This is a genomic window from Pseudomonas crudilactis, from assembly GCF_013433315.1.
GTDB lineage: Bacteria > Pseudomonadota > Gammaproteobacteria > Pseudomonadales > Pseudomonadaceae > Aquipseudomonas > Aquipseudomonas crudilactis.
Genome location: NZ_WXVV01000017.1, coordinates 51,906 through 69,340 on the forward strand (window position 1 = coordinate 51,906; position 17,435 = coordinate 69,340).

14 protein-coding genes are annotated in these 17,435 nt (G+C 59.1%); 5 read left to right on the forward strand and 9 right to left on the reverse strand.

Annotated features, from left to right (window positions below; genetic code table 11):
• Window positions 1-62 precede the first annotated feature (62 nt).
• From creB to creD, 3 genes are all read left to right on the forward strand, one after another.
• Entirely contained in the window at window positions 63-743 is a 681-nt protein-coding gene (gene creB, locus GTU76_RS19010; protein WP_180699326.1) for a two-component system response regulator CreB, read from the forward strand.
• The gene (gene creC / locus GTU76_RS19015; RefSeq protein WP_180699327.1) at window positions 743-2,161 is read left to right on the forward strand and encodes a two-component system sensor histidine kinase CreC; all 1,419 of its coding nucleotides are present in this window, start codon (window positions 743-745) and stop codon (window positions 2,159-2,161) included. The genes creB and creC overlap by 1 nt, the downstream gene beginning before the upstream one ends.
• A gap of 185 nt (window positions 2,162-2,346) precedes the next feature.
• Window positions 2,347-3,717, forward strand: a complete 1,371-nt coding sequence (creD, locus tag GTU76_RS19020; RefSeq protein ID WP_180699328.1) for a cell envelope integrity protein CreD — start codon at window positions 2,347-2,349, stop codon at window positions 3,715-3,717.
• A gap of 199 nt (window positions 3,718-3,916) precedes the next feature.
• Here creD and GTU76_RS19025 read toward each other — a convergent pair whose 3' ends face one another.
• From GTU76_RS19025 to GTU76_RS19060, 8 genes are all read right to left on the reverse strand, one after another.
• Complete coding sequence (locus GTU76_RS19025; protein WP_095126234.1) at window positions 3,917-4,546, reverse strand: glutathione S-transferase; 630 nt, start codon at window positions 4,544-4,546, stop codon at window positions 3,917-3,919.
• A gap of 182 nt (window positions 4,547-4,728) precedes the next feature.
• Window positions 4,729-4,908, reverse strand: coding sequence for a hypothetical protein (locus GTU76_RS19030; RefSeq protein WP_016983739.1), 180 nt, complete (start codon window positions 4,906-4,908; stop codon window positions 4,729-4,731).
• Window positions 4,905-6,035, reverse strand: a complete 1,131-nt coding sequence (locus GTU76_RS19035) for a PepSY-associated TM helix domain-containing protein (protein ID WP_180699329.1) — start codon at window positions 6,033-6,035, stop codon at window positions 4,905-4,907. The genes GTU76_RS19030 and GTU76_RS19035 overlap by 4 nt, the downstream gene beginning before the upstream one ends.
• 74 nt (window positions 6,036-6,109) lie before the next feature.
• On the reverse strand, window positions 6,110-8,533 hold the full coding sequence (locus GTU76_RS19040) for a TonB-dependent siderophore receptor (RefSeq protein WP_180699330.1): 2,424 nt from the start codon (window positions 8,531-8,533) through the stop codon (window positions 6,110-6,112).
• Window positions 8,534-8,771: 238 nt separating this feature from the next.
• Window positions 8,772-9,746, reverse strand: a complete 975-nt coding sequence (locus GTU76_RS19045) for a FecR domain-containing protein (protein WP_016983742.1) — start codon at window positions 9,744-9,746, stop codon at window positions 8,772-8,774.
• Entirely contained in the window at window positions 9,743-10,219 is a 477-nt protein-coding gene (locus GTU76_RS19050; RefSeq protein ID WP_219342205.1) for an RNA polymerase sigma factor, read from the reverse strand. Before GTU76_RS19050 ends, GTU76_RS19045 begins: the two co-directional genes overlap by 4 nt.
• Window positions 10,220-10,551: 332 nt before the next feature.
• Complete coding sequence (locus tag GTU76_RS19055; protein WP_016983744.1) at window positions 10,552-11,259, reverse strand: 3'-5' exonuclease; 708 nt, start codon at window positions 11,257-11,259, stop codon at window positions 10,552-10,554.
• Window positions 11,256-13,190, reverse strand: a complete 1,935-nt coding sequence (locus tag GTU76_RS19060) for a putative nucleotidyltransferase substrate binding domain-containing protein (protein ID WP_343057564.1) — start codon at window positions 13,188-13,190, stop codon at window positions 11,256-11,258. Before GTU76_RS19060 ends, GTU76_RS19055 begins: the two co-directional genes overlap by 4 nt.
• Window positions 13,191-13,448: 258 nt before the next feature.
• On the opposite strand from GTU76_RS19060, the gene GTU76_RS19065 reads away from it, so the two are divergent.
• Entirely contained in the window at window positions 13,449-13,895 is a 447-nt protein-coding gene (locus tag GTU76_RS19065) for a response regulator (RefSeq protein WP_016983746.1), read from the forward strand.
• 331 nt (window positions 13,896-14,226) lie between these two features.
• Here GTU76_RS19065 and GTU76_RS19070 read toward each other — a convergent pair whose 3' ends face one another.
• On the reverse strand, window positions 14,227-16,404 hold the full coding sequence (locus tag GTU76_RS19070) for a malate synthase G (RefSeq protein ID WP_180699333.1): 2,178 nt from the start codon (window positions 16,402-16,404) through the stop codon (window positions 14,227-14,229).
• 454 nt (window positions 16,405-16,858) lie between these two features.
• On the opposite strand from GTU76_RS19070, the gene GTU76_RS19075 reads away from it, so the two are divergent.
• A complete protein-coding gene (locus tag GTU76_RS19075; protein WP_007910018.1) occupies window positions 16,859-17,377 on the forward strand; it encodes a glycine cleavage system transcriptional repressor in 519 nt (172 codons plus the stop codon).
• Window positions 17,378-17,435 lie beyond the last annotated feature (58 nt).

Below are 17,435 nucleotides of genomic sequence, written 5' to 3' on the forward strand. Positions count from 1 at the left end.
TCATTGACGTAACGTCAGGCTTGGGGCACCGTTCGCGCACTTAACCTATGGGCTCGGACGCCATGCCTCATATCCTGATTGTCGAAGACGAAGCGGCGATTGCCGACACGCTGATTTTTGCCTTGCAGGGCGAGGGCTTCACTACCACGTGGCTGAGCCTCGGCGCGGCGGCGCTGGAGCATCAGCGACAAACGCCGGCCGATCTGATCATCCTCGACATCGGCCTGCCGGACATCAGCGGTTTCGAGACCTGCAAGCAGTTGCGGCGCTTCAGCGAAGTCCCGGTGCTGTTCCTCAGCGCCCGCGATGCCGAGATTGATCGCGTGGTGGGTCTGGAAATTGGCGCTGACGACTATGTGGTCAAGCCGTTCAGTCCTCGAGAGGTGGCGGCGCGGGTCAAGGCCATCCTCAAGCGCATGGCGCCGCGTCCTGCGATTGAAGCCAGTTCAGCGCTGTTTCGTATCGATCCGGAGCGGATTCAAATCATTTATCGCGGCCAGACGTTGACCCTGACCCGTCACGAATTCCGTCTGCTGCAATGCCTGCTCGAACAACCCGAGCGAGTGTTCAGTCGTGAGCAATTGCTTGATGCCCTCGGCGTAGCGGCCGACGCCGGTTATGAACGCAGCATCGACAGCCATATCAAAAGCGTGCGCGCCAAATTGCGTCTGGTCCGCGCCGACGCCGAGCCGATCCAGACCCATCGCGGCCTCGGTTACAGCTACAGCCCGGGGCACAGCTGATGTCACTGGGGCTGCGGATCTTTCTGGTGTATGTGCTGTTTGTCGGCCTCACCGGTTATTTTGTGCTCAACACGGTGATGGAAGAAATCCGCCCCGGCGTGCGCCAGTCCACCGAAGAAACCCTGGTCGATACCGCCAACCTGATGGCGGAAATCCTGCGGGACGATTTCAAGGCCGGCACCCTCAGCGAGAACCGCTGGCCTGAATTGCTGCGCGCGTATGGTGATCGTCAGCCGCAAGCGACGATTTGGGGCTTGCCGAAAAATCAGGTCAACCACCGCATTTACGTGACTGACGCCAAGGGCATTGTGGTGCTCGATTCCAGTGGCGTGGCCGTGGGGCAGGACTACTCGCGCTGGAACGATGTCTACCTGACCCTGCGCGGTGAATATGGCGCGCGTTCGAGCCGCAGCGACCCGGATGAGGCGAGTTCGTCGGTGATGCACGTCGGCGCGCCGATCCGCGACAACGGCCAGATCATCGGTGTGGTCACCGTGGCCAAACCCAACAGCTCTTTGCAGCCCTATGTTGATCGCACCGAGCGGCGTTTGCTGTTTTACGGAGCAGGTCTGATCGGACTCGGTCTGCTCTTTGGCGCCTTGCTGTCGTGGTGGCTGAGCCGCGCGCTGCACCGTTTGACCGGTTATGCCCAAGCGGTGAGCGAAGGCCGGCGGGTGGAAGTGCCGCACTATCGCGGCGGTGAGCTGGAGCAACTGGCCACAGCGGTTGAGCAGATGCGCACGCAACTGGAAGGCAAGGCGTACGTTGAGCGCTATGTGCACACGCTGACCCATGAACTGAAAAGTCCGCTGGCGGCGATTCGTGGTGCGGCGGAGTTGCTGCAAGGAGACATGCCGCCGGTTCAGCGACTGCGCTTTGTCGGCAATATCGACAGTGAAAGTGCGCGGATGCAGCAGTTGATCGAACGGTTACTGAATCTCGCGCAGGTCGAGCAACGTCAGGGACTGGAAGAACGGGTCGTTGTGCCGCTGGCGGTTTTGGTTGATGAGCTGTTGCAAGGGCAGGCGGCGCGGATTGAAGGCAAACAGTTGCGGGTCGAGCAGACGATCGCGCCGGATCTGCTGCTGATTGGCGAGCCGTTTCTGTTGCGTCAGGCGTTGGGTAATCTGCTGGAAAATGCGCTGGATTTCACCCCGGTTGAGGGGAAGCTGCGGTTTGGTGCCGAGCGGGTTGGCGAGCAGATCGAATTTCGATTGTTCAATGAAACGGCGGCGATTCCTGACTACGCTTTGCCGCGTTTGACTGAGCGCTTCTACTCATTGCCGCGCCCGGACAGTGGGCGAAAAAGTACGGGGTTGGGCCTTAACTTCGTTGAAGAAGTGGTCAAGTTGCATGGTGGGGCGATGCAGATTCGCAATGTTGAAAGCGGTGTTGAGGTGACATTGCGCTTGCCTTGATATCGAGTCGTTGCCTTCGCGAGCAAGCTCGCTCCCACAGGGGATTTGTGAACGACGCAGATCCAATGTGGGAGCGAGCTTGCTCGCGAAGGGGCCTGAACAGTCTCCACACAATCTCCATAATCCCCCCATATTCCCCTCATACAGCACCACCAGACTCTCCCCATCCAAACAGGGAGAGTCCCATGAACAAGAATCTGACGATAAAGCTCGGCGCCATCGCCGTGCTGATCCTGCTGTTGCTGATCCCGTTGCTGATGATCGACGGCGTCATCGACGAGCGCCAACAGCTGCGCGACGGCGTGCTTGAAGACATCGCCCGCAGCTCCAGCTACAGCCAGCAACTGAGCGGCCCGGTGATGGTGGTGCCGTATCGCAAAGTGATTCACAACTGGAAAACCAACGACAAAACCAATCAGCGCTACGACGAGCCGAGTGAAGAGCGCGGTCGTCTGTATTTCCTGCCGGAGCGTTTCGAACTCGATGGTCAGGTGCAAACCGAACTGCGTGCGCGGGGCATTTATGAAGCGCGGTTGTTCCATGCCGACAATCGCATCAATGGCCATTTCTCATTGCCTGCACAGTTGGGCATCAAGGAAGACTTCAGCGACTACCAGTTCGATGCACCGTTTCTCGCCGTCGGTATCAGCGACATTCGCGGCATTGAAAATGCCCTGAAACTGGAACTCGACGGCCAGCGTCTGGACTTCGTGCCGGGAACTCAAGTGGGCTGGCTCGGCGAAGGCGTGCGAGTGACGCTGCCGCTGCTCGACACCAGTAAAACCACGGAACTGAGCTTCGGTTTCGATTTGCGCCTGCAAGGCACCGGTTCGTTGCAGGTACTGCCGGTGGGCAAGAGCAGCAGCGTCAGCCTCACGGCGAATTGGCCGCATCCAAGTTTCATCGGCAATTTCCTGCCGGGCAAACGTGAGATCAATGATCAAGGTTTCAGCGCCGATTGGCAGACCACGTTTTTCTCCACCAACCTGCAAGACGCCATGAGCCGTTGCGTGAGCGGCAATGATTGCGAGGCATTCAACGGTCGCAGCTTCGGCGTGAGCTTCATCGATCCGGTGGATCAGTACCTGAAGAGTGACCGGGCGATCAAATATGCGCTGCTGTTCATCGTCCTGACGTTCGCCGGTTTCTTCCTGTTCGAAGTGCTCAAGAGCCTGGCCGTGCACCCGGTGCAATACGCGCTGGTGGGTGTGGCGCTGGCGTTCTTTTATCTGTTGCTGCTGTCGTTGTCGGAGCACATCGGGTTTGCCTTGGCGTATCTGTTGTCAGCCAGTGCCTGTGTGCTGTTGATCGGGTTTTACGTCTGCCACGTGCTGCGCAGTGTGCGCCACGGTTTGAGTTTTTCGGCGGGACTGGCGGCGTTGTATGGCCTGCTTTATGGATTACTGAGCGCTGAGGATTACGCGTTGCTGATGGGCTCATTGTTGCTGTTCGGTCTGCTCGGTGTGTTCATGGTGTTGACGCGCAAACTGGACTGGTACGGGATCGGGCAGAAGCCGGGCAAGCCGTTGGAGTTTGATGTGGGGGCGATGCAATGAGCGGGTTGCGTGAAGATCAGCGGGAGGTAGAGGTTTTGGTGACACTGATTTTTGCAGCGCTGCCGCCGGAACCGAGGTGGTGCATTCGCGAGCAGGCTCGCTCCCACAGGATTGGTGTTGGAACAGAGATTTCTGCCATACCCAAAAACAACGTGGGAGCGAGCCTGCTCGCGAAGAGGCCGGAACAGGCGCCGCCGATTTAAGGCTTGGGCATCGTGGCGATCATGGACGGTCGCTGACTCACTTCAAAGAACCAGTTGGCCAGTTGCGGATTGGCGTCACGCCAGCCCAGGTCCGGAAAGCGCAAATCGAGATAACCCAAGGCGCAGGCCACGCTGATCGCCGCCACATCGAAATGGCTGGTCAGCTCGGCAATCGCATCCTTTTCCAACACCGCAAGGGCGCGGCGGATCTTGTCGCGCTGGGCTTCGAGCCATTCGTCCCAATGTTTTTCCGGCGCGCGCAGGACCATTTCATAACGCACCATCACTGACGCATCCATGATCCCGTCAGCCATTGAGGCGAGGGTCAGGCGACGCCAGCGAGCCGCGCCTTCGCGCGGGATCAGCGGATTGCCGACGTGTTGTTGGTCGAGGTATTCGAGGATCACCCGGCTGTCATGGATGACATTGCCGTCGGCCAGACGTAGCGCGGGAATCTTGCCCAGCGGGTTGTCGAGATTGAGCTCGGCGCTCGGGCTGACCGGGCTGAGCACGCAATCTTGCAAGGCCACGCGATCCTGCTGGCCGGTTTCGTGCAGCAACACCATCACTTTGCGCACGAACGGAGAGAGCGTGTTGTGGTACAGGGTCATGCTGGGGGCGGACATTGGCAAACCTCGGTGATCGTCGAAGAGCAGGTGGTTAGCCTAGCCAGATGCGGCGAGGCTGGCGAGGAATTGATGGTGTATTCACTGTCGCCTTCGCGAGCAAGCTCGCTCCCACAGGGGAACGCATTTCAAATGTGGGAGCGAGCTTGCTCGCGAAGGGGCCATCTCAGGCAATGCAAATATTACCTACGCTGCAGCAATCCCCTGATCGCCAGAACGGCCGGGACACCCAGCCCAACCCAGCTCAACGCATCCCAAATCCCATCCCCCAGCAACGCCGCAAACAACCCCGCTGCACTGAGCAGCGCAATCACGATCGGCGTGCTGAAGACTTTCCAGAAACTCGACTGACGCGGCTTCATGCAGACGCCTCCGCCGTTTCCAGCACAGGCTTCGCTGCTTTGCGCCGCACTACCCACAAATACACGCCACTGGCGAGCACAATAATGGTCAGCACATCGAGTGTGGCCCAGAGAATTTTCATCGGCATGCCGCCATAGTCACCAAAGTGCAACGGCTGCGACATGCCCATGGCGTCCATGTACCACGGCCGTTCGGCCACGGCGGTGACCTGCAGCGTGGTCGCATCGATCAGCACTGGCGTCAGCAGATGCGAAGTCAGGTGCGTGCCGCCCTTCATGAACACCGAGTAATGGTGTTCACTGGAAAAGCGTGTGCCGGGGAAGGCAATGAAATCCGGTTTCATCTCCGGCGCAACTTCAGCAGCGATGTCGAGCAAACGTGTGGCCGGCGCCAAGTGGGTCAGCGGTGGCGCATCGCGATACGGTTCGATCAGCGCAGTCAGTGCGTCATTGCGCCAGGCAGCGATCAGCAGGTCGGCGCAGGCGCTGATCACACCGGTCACGCCGACCACCAGCGCCCAGGTCAGGGTGACAACACCGATCAGGTTATGCAGGTCGAGCCAGCGCAGGCGGGTGGATTTATCCTGCCGCACCGTGCCGAACTTCAAGCGGCGCATGAACGGCAAATACAGCACCGTTCCGGACACGATGGCCACGACAAACAGCAGCCCCATGAACGCCAGCAGCAATTTGCCCGGCAGCCCGGCGAACATGTCGACGTGCAGGCGCAGGATAAACAGCATCAAGCCGCCATTGGCCGATGGGGTTTCCAGCGCTTCACCGGTACGTGCGTCGAGCATGAAGGTGTGCGAGGAGTTCGGTTCGGTGCCGGCGGTTTTCGCCATGATCGTCAGCACGGCATTCGGCTCATCGTCATCGAAACCGAAGTACTGCACGACCTCATCGGGGCGATGCTTTTCGGCGGCCTCGACCAGCTGCGCCAGATTCAGCCGCGGCGTGTCGGCCGGCATCTCGCGCACTTCGGGCGCATCGCCGAGCAGATGTTCGATCTCGTGATGGAAAATCAGCGGCAAACCGGTCAAGGCCAGCATCAGCAGAAACACAGTGCAAACCAGGCTGGTCCAGGTGTGTATGAACGACCAGCGGCGGATTGTTTTACTTTTCATTTCATGACCTTCAAAAACACCAAAGCCGTCCACGAGGGACGGCCAGGTAACAGGGCCTGTTTCAGCTCAATCGCTTACCACTTGTAAGTGGCGCTGGCGACGACACTGCGCTGGTCGCCGTAGTAGCAGTTGTAGCTGTCGCAGGTGGAAATGTAATCCTTGTCGAACAGGTTGGTCGCATTCAGTGCGAGCGACGCGCCTTTGAGGCTGTTGTCCAAACGGCCGAGGTCGTAATGCACGGAGGCATCGAACACGGTGTAGGCATCCGCTTTGCCCAGCCAGGTATTGGCTTGATCGCCGTAGGTGTTGCCTGTGTAACGAACACCGCCGCCGACGCCGAAACCATCGAGCATACCGGCATGCCATGTGTAATCAGTCCACAACGACGCTTGCTGGTTAGGCATCAATTGAAGACGATTACCTTTGAAGTCACCTTTTTGCACTTCGGACTTGGCCAACGTGTAGGCAGCGATCACTTTCAGATTGTCTGTGAGGTCGGATGTAGCTTCCAGCTCCAAGCCTTTTACTTTCACCTCACCAGTCTGGCTGGTGATTGGCGTATTACCGACGGTAGTGGTGACCGCGACATTTTTCTGTGTCAGGTCATACACCGCAGCAGTCAACAGGGTTTTGCTGCCTGGCGGCTGGTATTTGACGCCCATTTCCCACTGCTTGCCTTCGGTCGGTTTGAGCGAACCCGTGGCGCTGGCGTCCGCGCCGGCGGTGGTCTGGAAGGATTCAGCGTACGAAAGGTAAGGTACGAAGCCCGAATCGAACACATAGCTGATCGCCGCGTTGCCGCTGAAGTGCTTGTCGCGATCGGTGTTTGTTGCATCAGTTTTGTTGAAGAGGGTGCTGGTATGAACCCAGTCTTCACGGCCGCCTAGCGTCAGGCGCCACTGGTCGAGGGCCATTTGATCCTGCACGTATAGGCCGGTCTGGTTGGTCTTTTGGTTGTAGTCCAGATAAGCCGCCGAGCGATCCGGGCGGATGATGGGTTGGCCATAGATCGGATTGTTGACGTTGGTTTTTAAACCGTCGCCATAGATGGAGAGAAAGTTAGCGTTATTTCGCTGGTGATCCAGACCCAATAACAGGGTGTGGCGAACGTCACCAGTGGCGAAATCGGCCTGGAAGTTGTTGTCTACGGCGAACTGGCTGATGTCTTCGTCGACAGAGGTGCTAGTACGGCCAACGTTGCCTTCGGCATCAACCGGGTTGAACGCGTAGGCGCCAACTGTCAAAGCCTGGAAGGAAAGATCGGATTTGGTGTATCGCAGGTTTTGCTTGAACTGCCACACATCGTTCAGGCGGGTTTCAAATGCATACCCCAATGCGTAGTAGGTGCGATCGTAGTATTCCCAGTCTGGGTCGCCAAGATTTTTGTGGTGGGAAATATCACCGAACGGCGATTTGATTTTGGTGCCCTGAATCGGCAGGAACTGGCTGGTGATGCCGGTATCGTCGCGGGTGAACTGACTCAAAAAGGTGAGTTTAGTGTCCTCGTCGATGTTCCAGGTCAAGCTTGGCGCAATGTTGTAACGCTTGTTCTCAATATGATCAATCTGCGTGTCGCTGTCGCGCACCACACCGCTGAGGCCATAGAGAAACTGGCCGGCGTCATCGATCTTGCCGGTGCTGGCGAAGTTGATCTGGCGGTGGTTGTCGCTGCCGTATTGCAGCTGGATTTCGTTGCTGGCTTCAGCGCTTGGGCGACGGCTGACCATGTCGAGCAGGCCGCCCGGTGGGGTCTGGCCGTAAACCGAGGAGGCCGGGCCGCGCAGCAGGGCGAGGCGGTCGAGGTTCCAGGTTTCCTGTTTCGGGTTGGCGTACACGCCTTTCGGCAGCGGCAGGCCGTCGAGGAACTGGGTCGGTTCGAAACCACGCACACGCAGCCAGTCGGCGCGGGTGTCACTGCCGTAGCTGCTGGCGGTGATGCCCGGCATGTAGCGCACCGCGTCGTCGAGGCTGTGCACGCTGCGGTCGTCCATTTGCTGACGGGTCGCGACGGAGATCGAACGCGGTGCTTCGACCAGTGCGGTGTCGGTCTTGCTGCCAGCAGCGGTGCGGGTGGCGGTGTAGCCTTCGACCGGGCCCCAGGCGCTTTCGAAGTTTTCCACACCGATGACGGAAGTTTCCGGCAGGGCCAGCGTTCCTTCAGGCACGGCCACGAGGGTGTAGGTGCCGGTGCTGCTTTGTTCCAGTTGCAGACCGGTGCCGCGCAGCGCCGCGCGCAGAGCGCCAGCCGCGTCGTACTGGCCGTTCACCGGTGCTGAGGTCTTTCCCGCCGCCAGCGATGGATTCAGCGACAGCGCAATGCCGCCCTGGCTGGCGATCTGGTTCAGGGTGGTCGACAGTGGCGCCGCTGGCAGGTTGTAGGCACGCACGCTGGACGCTTGTTCAGCGGCGAGCAACGGACTGCTGATCAGCGGGGCGCTGAGCGCAATGGCGACGGCCAGCAGACTGGGGCGCAACAAGGTGTCTAGCGAACGGGACATACGGCGGCTCCTGAATGGAAATATTTCTCAATTGCCTCTGTGCCGGATGAAAAGCAGAAAGTGATAGGGCTGGATGAAAATAATTTCGATTAAAGTTTGAATGCTGCTGATTGACGCGTTTGAGCGGACTTATATCGCGCGTCGAATGGCCCTTTCGCGAGCAAGCTCGCTCCCACATTGGAATGCGTTTCCCTGTGGGAGCGAGCTTGCTCGCGAAGGCAATTTGTCAGGCGCCACACTACTCAGGCTTGATATCCGCCTTCGCGACGGTCACCCAATACGGCGTATGCCGCTCGATCTGCACCGGCAGGGTCGGCAGCAATGCGCTCAGGGCTTTGTCGGTGTCATGCAGCGGGAAGCTGCCGGTAATCCGCAAATCCGCCACTTCCGGCGCCACGCCCAGATGCCCGCGACGATAACGCCCCAGTTCATGCACCAGATCGCTCAGGCGCGCGTTATCCACCACCAGCATGCCGCGCGTCCAGGCATCGGCGCCGGGATTGAGCGCGACAATCGAGCCCAACCCGTCACTGCGCAACAGCACTTGCTGGCCTTCATGGAGGATTTGCTCTTCAGGGTTGGATTGTGGGTGCGCCGCGACCGCCGACTGCAACACGCTCAGACGCGTGCCTTCGTCTTCACGCTTGACCAGAAACCGCGTACCCAAGGCGCGCATGCTGCCTTCGCGGGTTTCAACGATGAAGGGCCGCGCATCGCCATGCCCGGTCTCGACGAGAATTTCGCCTTCTTGCAACACGATCAATCGGCGCTTGTCATCGAAGCGCACATCCACCGCACTGTGAGTGTTCAGATTCAAAACAGTGCCGTCCGCCAGGCGCACGGTGCGTTGCTCACCCGTAGCGGTACGTTGATCGGCGAGCCAGTAGTCCAGCGGTAAAAACCGTTCACTGGCAAACAGCCCCGCACCGACCAGCACCACAACGCTGGCCAGCCCACTGCCAAGTTTGCGCACGCGGCGGCGAATGCCCTCGCGCGATTGCAGCAAGGCACTGCGAGCCGGGCCTTTGGCCACGCTGAAACGCTGGTCGAGCATGCCCAACTGGCGCCAGGCGCGGGCGTGTTCTTCATTGGCCGCATGCCATTTGGCGAACTCTTCGCGCTCCAGCGGACTGCTCGAATCGAGGGTCAGTTGCCAGGCAATCGCCGCGTCCAGCACATGCGCCGGCACCGGTCTGGAACTGGCCGGGCTCACGTCGGCTCACCGTACAGGGCGATGTAGCACTGCCGAATGCCTTGCGCCAGATACTGGCGCACACGCGGCACCGAAACGCCGAGCTTGTCGGCAATCTCGGCATGGCCGAGGCCGTCGAGGCGGTTATAAAGGAAAGCGGCGCGGGCCTTGGTCGACAATTTGCCGAGCAAGCGGTCGATGGCTTTGAGGTCGTCGAGGATCATTTGCTGTTCTTCCACCGAAGGTTGTTCGCCTTCGGGGATCAGCATCAGTTCGGTGAGGTAGGCCTGTTCCAGCGCCGCGCGGCGGAAGTAGTCAAACAGCAAGCCTTTGGCGATTGCCACCAGAAAGGCACGCGGCTCGCGCGGTGTCAGCATTTCGTCGCGACCGAGCAGACGCACAAAGGTGTCCTGGCTCAGGTCTTCGGCGCGCTGCGGGCACGCCACATTGCGCCGCAGCCATGCCAGCAGCCAACCGCGATGGTCGCGATACATCGCACCGACGAGCTCACTGTTAGGGCTTGGGACTGACGACACCGGACATCACCGATTGGGAAATGTTAACTAACGCGAATTGTTCGCGATTGTGGCAGAGGTGGGAATGGTTAGCAATTGGCCACTGGTCAGGTGGGCGTTTAAAGGCTGGCCCTCACCCTAGCCCTCTCCCAGAAGGAGAGGGGACTGATCGGGGGATATTCTGGAGGTACACCGAGCTGAACGATTTTCAGCGAATCCATAATCCACTCGGTCTTTCAGGTCGATGTGAGGCTTCCGACACCACGGTCGGCCCCCTCTCCCTCCGGGAGAGGGCTGGGGTGAGGGTGCTTCTAAAAAGAAGGCACCTGCTGCCGCCGCTTCCACTGACTCAACCGCTGCTGCAAGTTCAACGGACTATGAATCTGCTGCCCCCGCGCCCGGCTGAACAGAATCAACGCCAACTCCGCCGTAGCCAGCGCATCGGCACTCGCGTTATGCCGCTCGAACACCTCAAGCTTGAACCACTCAATCCACTCATCCAGCCCTGCCTCACGGATCTGCGCCTGCGGGCAAACCAGCGGGGCGATGTCGGCGACATCGAGAAACACCTGCTGCAACTTGTGCCCCAAATGCTCCTTCAACGCGCGCCCAAGCATGTGCTGATCAAACGGTGCATGAAACGCCAATACCGGGCTGTCGCCAATAAACTCCAGCAACTCCAGCAACGCCTCGGCCGGTTCACTGCCCGCCGCAATCGCATTCGGCCCCAAGCCGTGAATCAACACGCTGGGGCTGAGCTTCAATTCGCGACACTGCAGCGTGCGCTCGAACTGCTGACTGAAATCGATCGCGCCATCCGCGATCACCACCGCACCAATCGACAGCACGCGATCCTTGTTCAGGTTGAGTCCGGTGGTTTCCAGGTCCAGCACCACCCAGCGCTGTTCGCGCAGCGTGCATTCGCTCAGCTCGGTGATCGCCGGCAACTTGGCCAGACGCTGCTGCAAATCCGCTGACAGCACCGGACTGGCCGGGCGCAGCCACGAGAACAGGCTCATAGCTGATACCGCAAGGTCAGGCTGCTTTGCAGGCGCTGAGCCTGGCGCAACGATTCACGCAGGATGCGCCGGTCGAGATGATTGAGGCTGTCCGGGTCGACGCGGTTGGAATAGGGCAGGTTCTCCCGCGTCTGCAGTTGATGCTGTTGCATGCGCGTCTGCTGAATGAAGTGATAGGCCTCTTCATACGCCGCACCATCCAGACGCTCGATGACTTCTTTTTCGACCAACTGACGGAAGCGCTCAAGGGTGTTGTTGGCGTCGATACCGTTGGCCAACGCCAGCAAGCGTGCGCCGTCCACAAACGGCGTCAGGCCTTGAACCTTGAGATCCAGCGTGGCTTTCTCGCCGTTCTTGCGCGCCAGGACAAACTCGCGGAAACGCCCCACCGGTGGACGGTTGCGCAGAGCGTTCTCGGCCATCATGCGCTGGAACAAGCGGTTGTCGCCGACCTGATCAAGAATGCCCCGGCGCAGTTGTTCACAACCTTGTTCATCACCCCAGACCACGCGCAGGTCGAAATAAATACTCGACCCGAGCAGATTCTCCGGCGTCGCTTCTCGAATAAAAGCTGCAAAACGCCGTGCCCATTCCGCTCGCGACAAACACAGCTCGGGATTGCCGGCCATGATGTTGCCTTTACACAGGGTGAAGCCGCACAGCGCCAGACTCTGGTTGATCTGCTGGGCAATCGGCAGCAGCTTGCCGCGAATCTCCGCGGCATGCGCCGCGTCTCGCGCGTCGAACAGAATGCCGTTGTCCTGATCGGTGTGCAGTGTCTGCTCGCGGCGACCTTCGCTGCCGAAACACAGCCAGCTGAATGGCACACCGGGGTCGCCTTTTTCCGCGAGGGTCAGTTCGATCACCCGGCACACGGTGTGATCGTTGAGCAGGGTAATGATGTGGGTGATCTGCGTCGAAGAGGCCCCGTGAGCGAGCATGCGTTCAACCAGTTGGCCGATCTCGCCGCGCAGACTCACCAGTTGTTCGACACGCTGGGCGCTGCGGATCGTCCGGGCCAGATGCACCAGGTCGACCCGTTGCAGCGAGAACAGATCGCGCTCGGAAACCACGCCACACAGGCGCTGATCCTTGACCAGACAGACGTGCGCAATGTGCCGTTCGGTCATGGCAATCGCCGCATCGAACGCGCTGTGATCCGGCGACAGATAGAAGGGCGCGGGCGTCATGTGTTGCTCGATGGCTTCACTGAAATTGCCGACGCCTTCAGCCACGACATGGCGCAGATCGCGCAGGGTAAAAATGCCCAGCGGTGCCCTGTGTTCATCCACCGCAACGATGCTGCCGACCTGCTGCTCGTGCATCAACTTTACCGCCTCACGCAACGGCGTGTCGGGGCTGCAGGTCACCGGGTGACGCATCGCCAATTCGCCCAGGCGGGTGTTCAGCGAGTACTGCGTGCCGAGGGTTTCCACGGCTTTCTGCTGCACTTGCTGATTGACCTGATCAAGCAGGCTGCTGACCCCGCGCAAGGCGAAATCGCGAAAGGCGTTGGAGAGGGCGAACAGCTTGATGAACGCCAGTTTGTTCAGTTGCAGGCAGAAGGTGTCTTCGCCCGCCAGATGTTCGGTACGGGTCGCGCGTTCACCGAGCAGTGCCGCCAGCGGAAAGCATTCGCCGGTGGTGATTTCAAACGTGGTTTCGGTGCCGGGTTTGGTGATGTGCTGGCGTTCGCCAACCACCCGACCTTGTTTGACGATATAGAAATGTTCGACCGGGCCGTCGGCGGGTTTGATGATGCTCTCGCCCTGGCCGTAGAAACGCAGCTGACATTGCTCCACCAGATAAGCCAGGTGGGCGTGTTCCATCTGATTGAAGGGCGGGAAGCGCTGGAGGAATTGCAGGGTGCCCTGAATGTTCTGCAATACCGCGGTTTTCCCTGCCTGGGTGAAGGCGTCCGCTTTACTCATAACCATTACCGCAGTCTTTTACGAATTGTTGTTGTCGGATCGTTGCAGCCATGGTCGACCCCTGCGGGCAGGGTGCCCATTGGACGTAAGTCTAGGTTTTGCCACCATTGGTGCAGTTTCGGAGATGCCCTACGCAAACAGTCGGAAATTCCCTGGTCTACCCCCTTGGAAAAAAATCCGACGAAGTGCACATTGAAGCTCTGCCCAGCGATGTCTGACCACTTGCCAAGGGATTGTTTTGAACATTTAGAGAACGCCATGTCCGACCACGATATTTTGAGCGATGCCGAGCGGGAAGCGCTCAGTGCAGTCATGCTCGAACCTGATCTGCCGCCGCAGCGTGTATTGATCGTTGACGACGACAAGGATGCTCGTGAGCTGTTGTCGGAGATTCTTGCGTTGGATGGCATTCGTTGCATGACTGCAGCCAGTGGTGAGACAGCGTTGAAGATGCTTGAAGAAAAGCCTTCGATCGGGCTGGTCATCACCGATTTGCGCATGGGCCACGTCGGTGGGCTTGAACTGATACGGCAAGTACGCGAATCGGTACGGGCGGCGATGCCGATCATCATTGTTTCCGGTGATGCCGATGTGAAGGATGCGATTGCGGCGATGCATTTGAGCGTGGTGGATTTTCTGCTCAAGCCGATTGATACGGGCAAGTTGCTCGGTCTGGTCAAACACGAGTTGGGTATCGATCCTTAAAAGCCCCTCACCCTAGCCCTCTCCCAGAGGGAGAGGGGACTGACCGAGGTGGATGGTCGAGGTACACCGACTTGAAACTCCTCAGTCGAACTCAGGTTTTGAAAAGCACCAATATCTGCTCCCTTGCCCCTCAACCCTTGGCAATTCCTGAGCCGAGCTCAGATTTTGAAAAGCATGCAGATCTGCTCCCTTTCCCCTCTACCCCATGGGGGAGAGGGCTGGGGTGAGGGGGATGGATCTCAAGTCGACTACAAAACCCAATCCCAGCGCACAAACAAAAAAGCCCTGATCTTTCGATCAGGGCTTTTTCACATCCACCATCTACGCAAATTTACAGGCCATTGGCAGCCTTGAACTCGCGACGACGACGGTGCAGCACCGGCTCGGTGTAACCGTTCGGCTGCTTGGTGCCTTCGATCACCAGTTCGACCGCCGCCTGGAAGGCGATGTTGCTGTCGAAGTTCGGTGCCAGCGGACGGTACAGCGGGTCGTTGGCGTTCTGACGATCAACCACCGGCGCCATGCGCTTGAGGCTTTCCATCACTTGCGCTTCGGTGACCACGCCGTGGCGCAGCCAGTTGGCGATGTGCTGGCTGGAGATACGCAGCGTGGCACGGTCTTCCATCAGGCCGACGTCATTGATGTCCGGCACTTTCGAGCAACCGACACCCTGGTCGATCCAGCGTACCACGTAACCAAGAATGCCCTGAGCGTTGTTGTCCAGTTCGTTCTTGATCTGCTCTGGCGTCCAGTTCGGGTTAACCGCCAGTGGGATGGTCAGGATGTCGTCGACGGAAGCGCGAGCACGTTTGGCCAGTTCGGCCTGGCGGGCGAACACGTCGACCTTGTGGTAGTGCAGCGCGTGCAGCGCAGCAGCAGTCGGCGATGGTACCCAAGCGGTATTGGCGCCGGCCAGCGGGTGGGCGATTTTCTGCTCCAGCATCGCTGCCATCAGGTCGGGCATTGCCCACATGCCTTTACCGATTTGCGCGCGACCTTGCAGGCCGGTGCTCAGACCGATATCGACGTTCCAGTTTTCGTACGCGCCGATCCACTTCTCAGCCTTCATGTCAGCCTTGCGCACAACCGGGCCGGCTTCCATGGAGGTGTGGATTTCGTCGCCGGTGCGATCGAGGAAACCGGTGTTGATGAACACCACGCGCTCGCTGGCAGCCTGGATGCAGGCCTTGAGGTTGACCGTGGTACGGCGTTCCTCGTCCATGATCCCGACTTTCAGCGTATTGCGCGTAAGGCCCAACACGTCTTCGATGCGACCGAACAGCTCGTTGGTGAACGCCGCTTCTTCCGGGCCGTGCATCTTCGGTTTAACGATGTAGACCGAGCCGGTACGGGTGTTGCGACGCGAGGTATTGCCGTTGAGGTTGTGCATCGCCGCCAGGCAAGTGACCAGACCGTCGAGAATGCCCTCCGGCACTTCGTTACCGTTTTTGTCGAGGATCGCGTCGATGGTCATCAGGTGACCAACGTTACGCACGAACAGCAGCGAACGACCGTGCAACGTCACTTCACCGCCATTCGGCGCGGCGTAGGTGCGATCCGGGTTCATGGTGCGGGTGAACGTCTGGCCGCCCTTGGACACGGATTCTGACAAATCACCCTTCATCAGGCCGAGCCAGTTGCGGTAGATCACCACTTTGTCGTCAGCATCGACGGCGGCCACGGAGTCTTCGCAGTCCATGATGGTGGTCAGCGCGGCTTCCATCAGGATGTCTTTGACGCCGGCGGCGTCGGTCTGGCCGACCGGGGTGGTGGCGTCGACCTGGATTTCGAAGTGCAGACCGTTGTGTTTCAGCAGAATGGCGATTGGCGCGTTGGCGTCGCCCTGGAAACCGATCAGTTGTGCGTCATCGCGCAAGCCAGTGTTACTGCCGCCCTTAAGGGTGACCAGCAGTTTGCCGTCAGCGATTTTGTAGGCGGTCGAATCGACATGGGAGCCAGCAGCCAATGGCGCAGCTTCGTCGAGGAAGGCACGGGCAAAGGCGATGACTTTGTCGCCCCGCACCTTGTTGTAGCCTTTGCCTTTTTCCGCGCCACCGTCTTCGCTGATCGCGTCGGTGCCGTAGAGGGCGTCGTACAGCGAACCCCAGCGGGCGTTCGAAGCATTGAGAGCGAAGCGGGCGTTCATCACCGGTACAACGAGTTGCGGACCGGCGGTACGGGCGATTTCATCATCGACGTTTTGTGTCGTTGCCTGGAAATCAGCCGCTTCTGGCAGCAGATAACCGATTTCTTGCAGGAAGGCTTTATAGGCCACGGCGTCGTGCGCCTGACCGTTGCGTTCCTGGTGCCAGGCATCGATACGAGCCTGGAAGTCATCGCGTTTGGCGAGTAGGGCTTTGTTCTTCGGCGCCAGGTCATGAATGACCTTGTCGGCACCTTCCCAGAATTTTTCGGCGGTGAGGCCGGTACCGGGAATGGCTTCGTTGTTCACGAAGTCGAACAGGACTTTGGCGACCTGCAGGCCACCGACTTGAACGTGTTCAGTCATTGCTTGCCTCACTCTGCTCAGCTATTTCGCTTTTCAGCTCTTCAATTTGACAATGAAGCCTCTGGCCATTTAAACCACAAACCTGCCGACCAGTACATGCCATTGCTGGCGGCTGGGCTGGGACCAATCAACGGCTTGGGGGCCTTGCTGACGGGGCTTTCAGGGTTGCGAACAGGCCTTGGGCAGACATCGATCCAGCGTTATGTAGTGCGCGCTGCGGCATACTACATGATGAGTTGCGCTTGTGAAAATCAGACTAATTACGTCGTTCTGCGACCTCATGTCGCATTGCGGTCACATCGCGGAACGGGATGTTCTCAAAAAACAGATGGATTGTTCCAGCTAAATATAAAAAGTTGTACACGATTTGTCTTTTCGGGCGTCTGAGGCGCCTGACCATCCCTTGCCTATACTTCCCCTTCTATAACAAAAGTCATGACAAGAGGGCGACGCCATGGACCATCTCGTACTCACCGTTTTTGCCCCGGACAAGCCCGGACAGGTCGAGCGCATCGCCCAATGCATTGCCGAGCATGGCGGCAACTGGCTGGAAAGCCGCATGTCACGGATGGCCGGGCAGTTCGCCGGGATTCTTCGGGTGGGCGTGCCGGCGGAGGCTTACGATGAATTAGTCGATTCCCTACAAGCATTGTCGACGCATGGCATTCGCGTACTGATTGCCGAGAGTGGCATTGAGCAATCCTGTACCTGGAAACCGATCGCCATGGAACTGGTGGGCAATGATCGTCCGGGGATCGTGCGCGATATCACGCGGTTGTTGAGCGAGCAGGGTGTAAATCTGGAAAGGCTGGTCACGGAAGTGCGTCCGGCGCCGATGAGCAGCGAGCCGTTGTTTCACGCCGAGGCGATTCTCGCGGTGCCGCTGACCTTGTCGCTCGATGTCTTGCAGTCGCGTCTGGAAACCCTGGCCGATGATCTGATGGTGGAACTGGTGTTACGCACAGACGTTTAAGCGCCGATCAGGTTATCCAGTTTAAACGTGCACCTGCCTGTGGATAACCTGTAGAGAC

Excerpts from the sequence above, each read along its gene's own strand:
- creB (WP_180699326.1), top strand. The coding sequence starts at position 63 with ATGCCTCATATCCTGATTGTCGAAGACGAAGCGGCGATTGCCGACACG.
- creC (WP_180699327.1), top strand. The coding sequence starts at position 743 with ATGTCACTGGGGCTGCGGATCTTTCTGGTGTATGTGCTGTTTGTCGGC.
- creD (WP_180699328.1), top strand. The coding sequence starts at position 2,347 with ATGAACAAGAATCTGACGATAAAGCTCGGCGCCATCGCCGTGCTGATC.
- GTU76_RS19025 (WP_095126234.1), bottom strand. The coding sequence starts at position 4,546 with ATGTCCGCCCCCAGCATGACCCTGTACCACAACACGCTCTCTCCGTTC.
- GTU76_RS19030 (WP_016983739.1), bottom strand. The coding sequence starts at position 4,908 with ATGAAGCCGCGTCAGTCGAGTTTCTGGAAAGTCTTCAGCACGCCGATC.
- GTU76_RS19035 (WP_180699329.1), bottom strand. The coding sequence starts at position 6,035 with ATGAAAAGTAAAACAATCCGCCGCTGGTCGTTCATACACACCTGGACC.
- GTU76_RS19040 (WP_180699330.1), bottom strand. The coding sequence starts at position 8,533 with ATGTCCCGTTCGCTAGACACCTTGTTGCGCCCCAGTCTGCTGGCCGTC.
- GTU76_RS19050 (WP_219342205.1), bottom strand. The coding sequence starts at position 10,219 with ATGTATCGCGACCATCGCGGTTGGCTGCTGGCATGGCTGCGGCGCAAT.
- GTU76_RS19055 (WP_016983744.1), bottom strand. The coding sequence starts at position 11,259 with ATGAGCCTGTTCTCGTGGCTGCGCCCGGCCAGTCCGGTGCTGTCAGCG.
- GTU76_RS19060 (WP_343057564.1), bottom strand. The coding sequence starts at position 13,190 with ATGAGTAAAGCGGACGCCTTCACCCAGGCAGGGAAAACCGCGGTATTG.
- GTU76_RS19065 (WP_016983746.1), top strand. The coding sequence starts at position 13,449 with ATGTCCGACCACGATATTTTGAGCGATGCCGAGCGGGAAGCGCTCAGT.
- GTU76_RS19070 (WP_180699333.1), bottom strand. The coding sequence starts at position 16,404 with ATGACTGAACACGTTCAAGTCGGTGGCCTGCAGGTCGCCAAAGTCCTG.
- GTU76_RS19075 (WP_007910018.1), top strand. The coding sequence starts at position 16,859 with ATGGACCATCTCGTACTCACCGTTTTTGCCCCGGACAAGCCCGGACAG.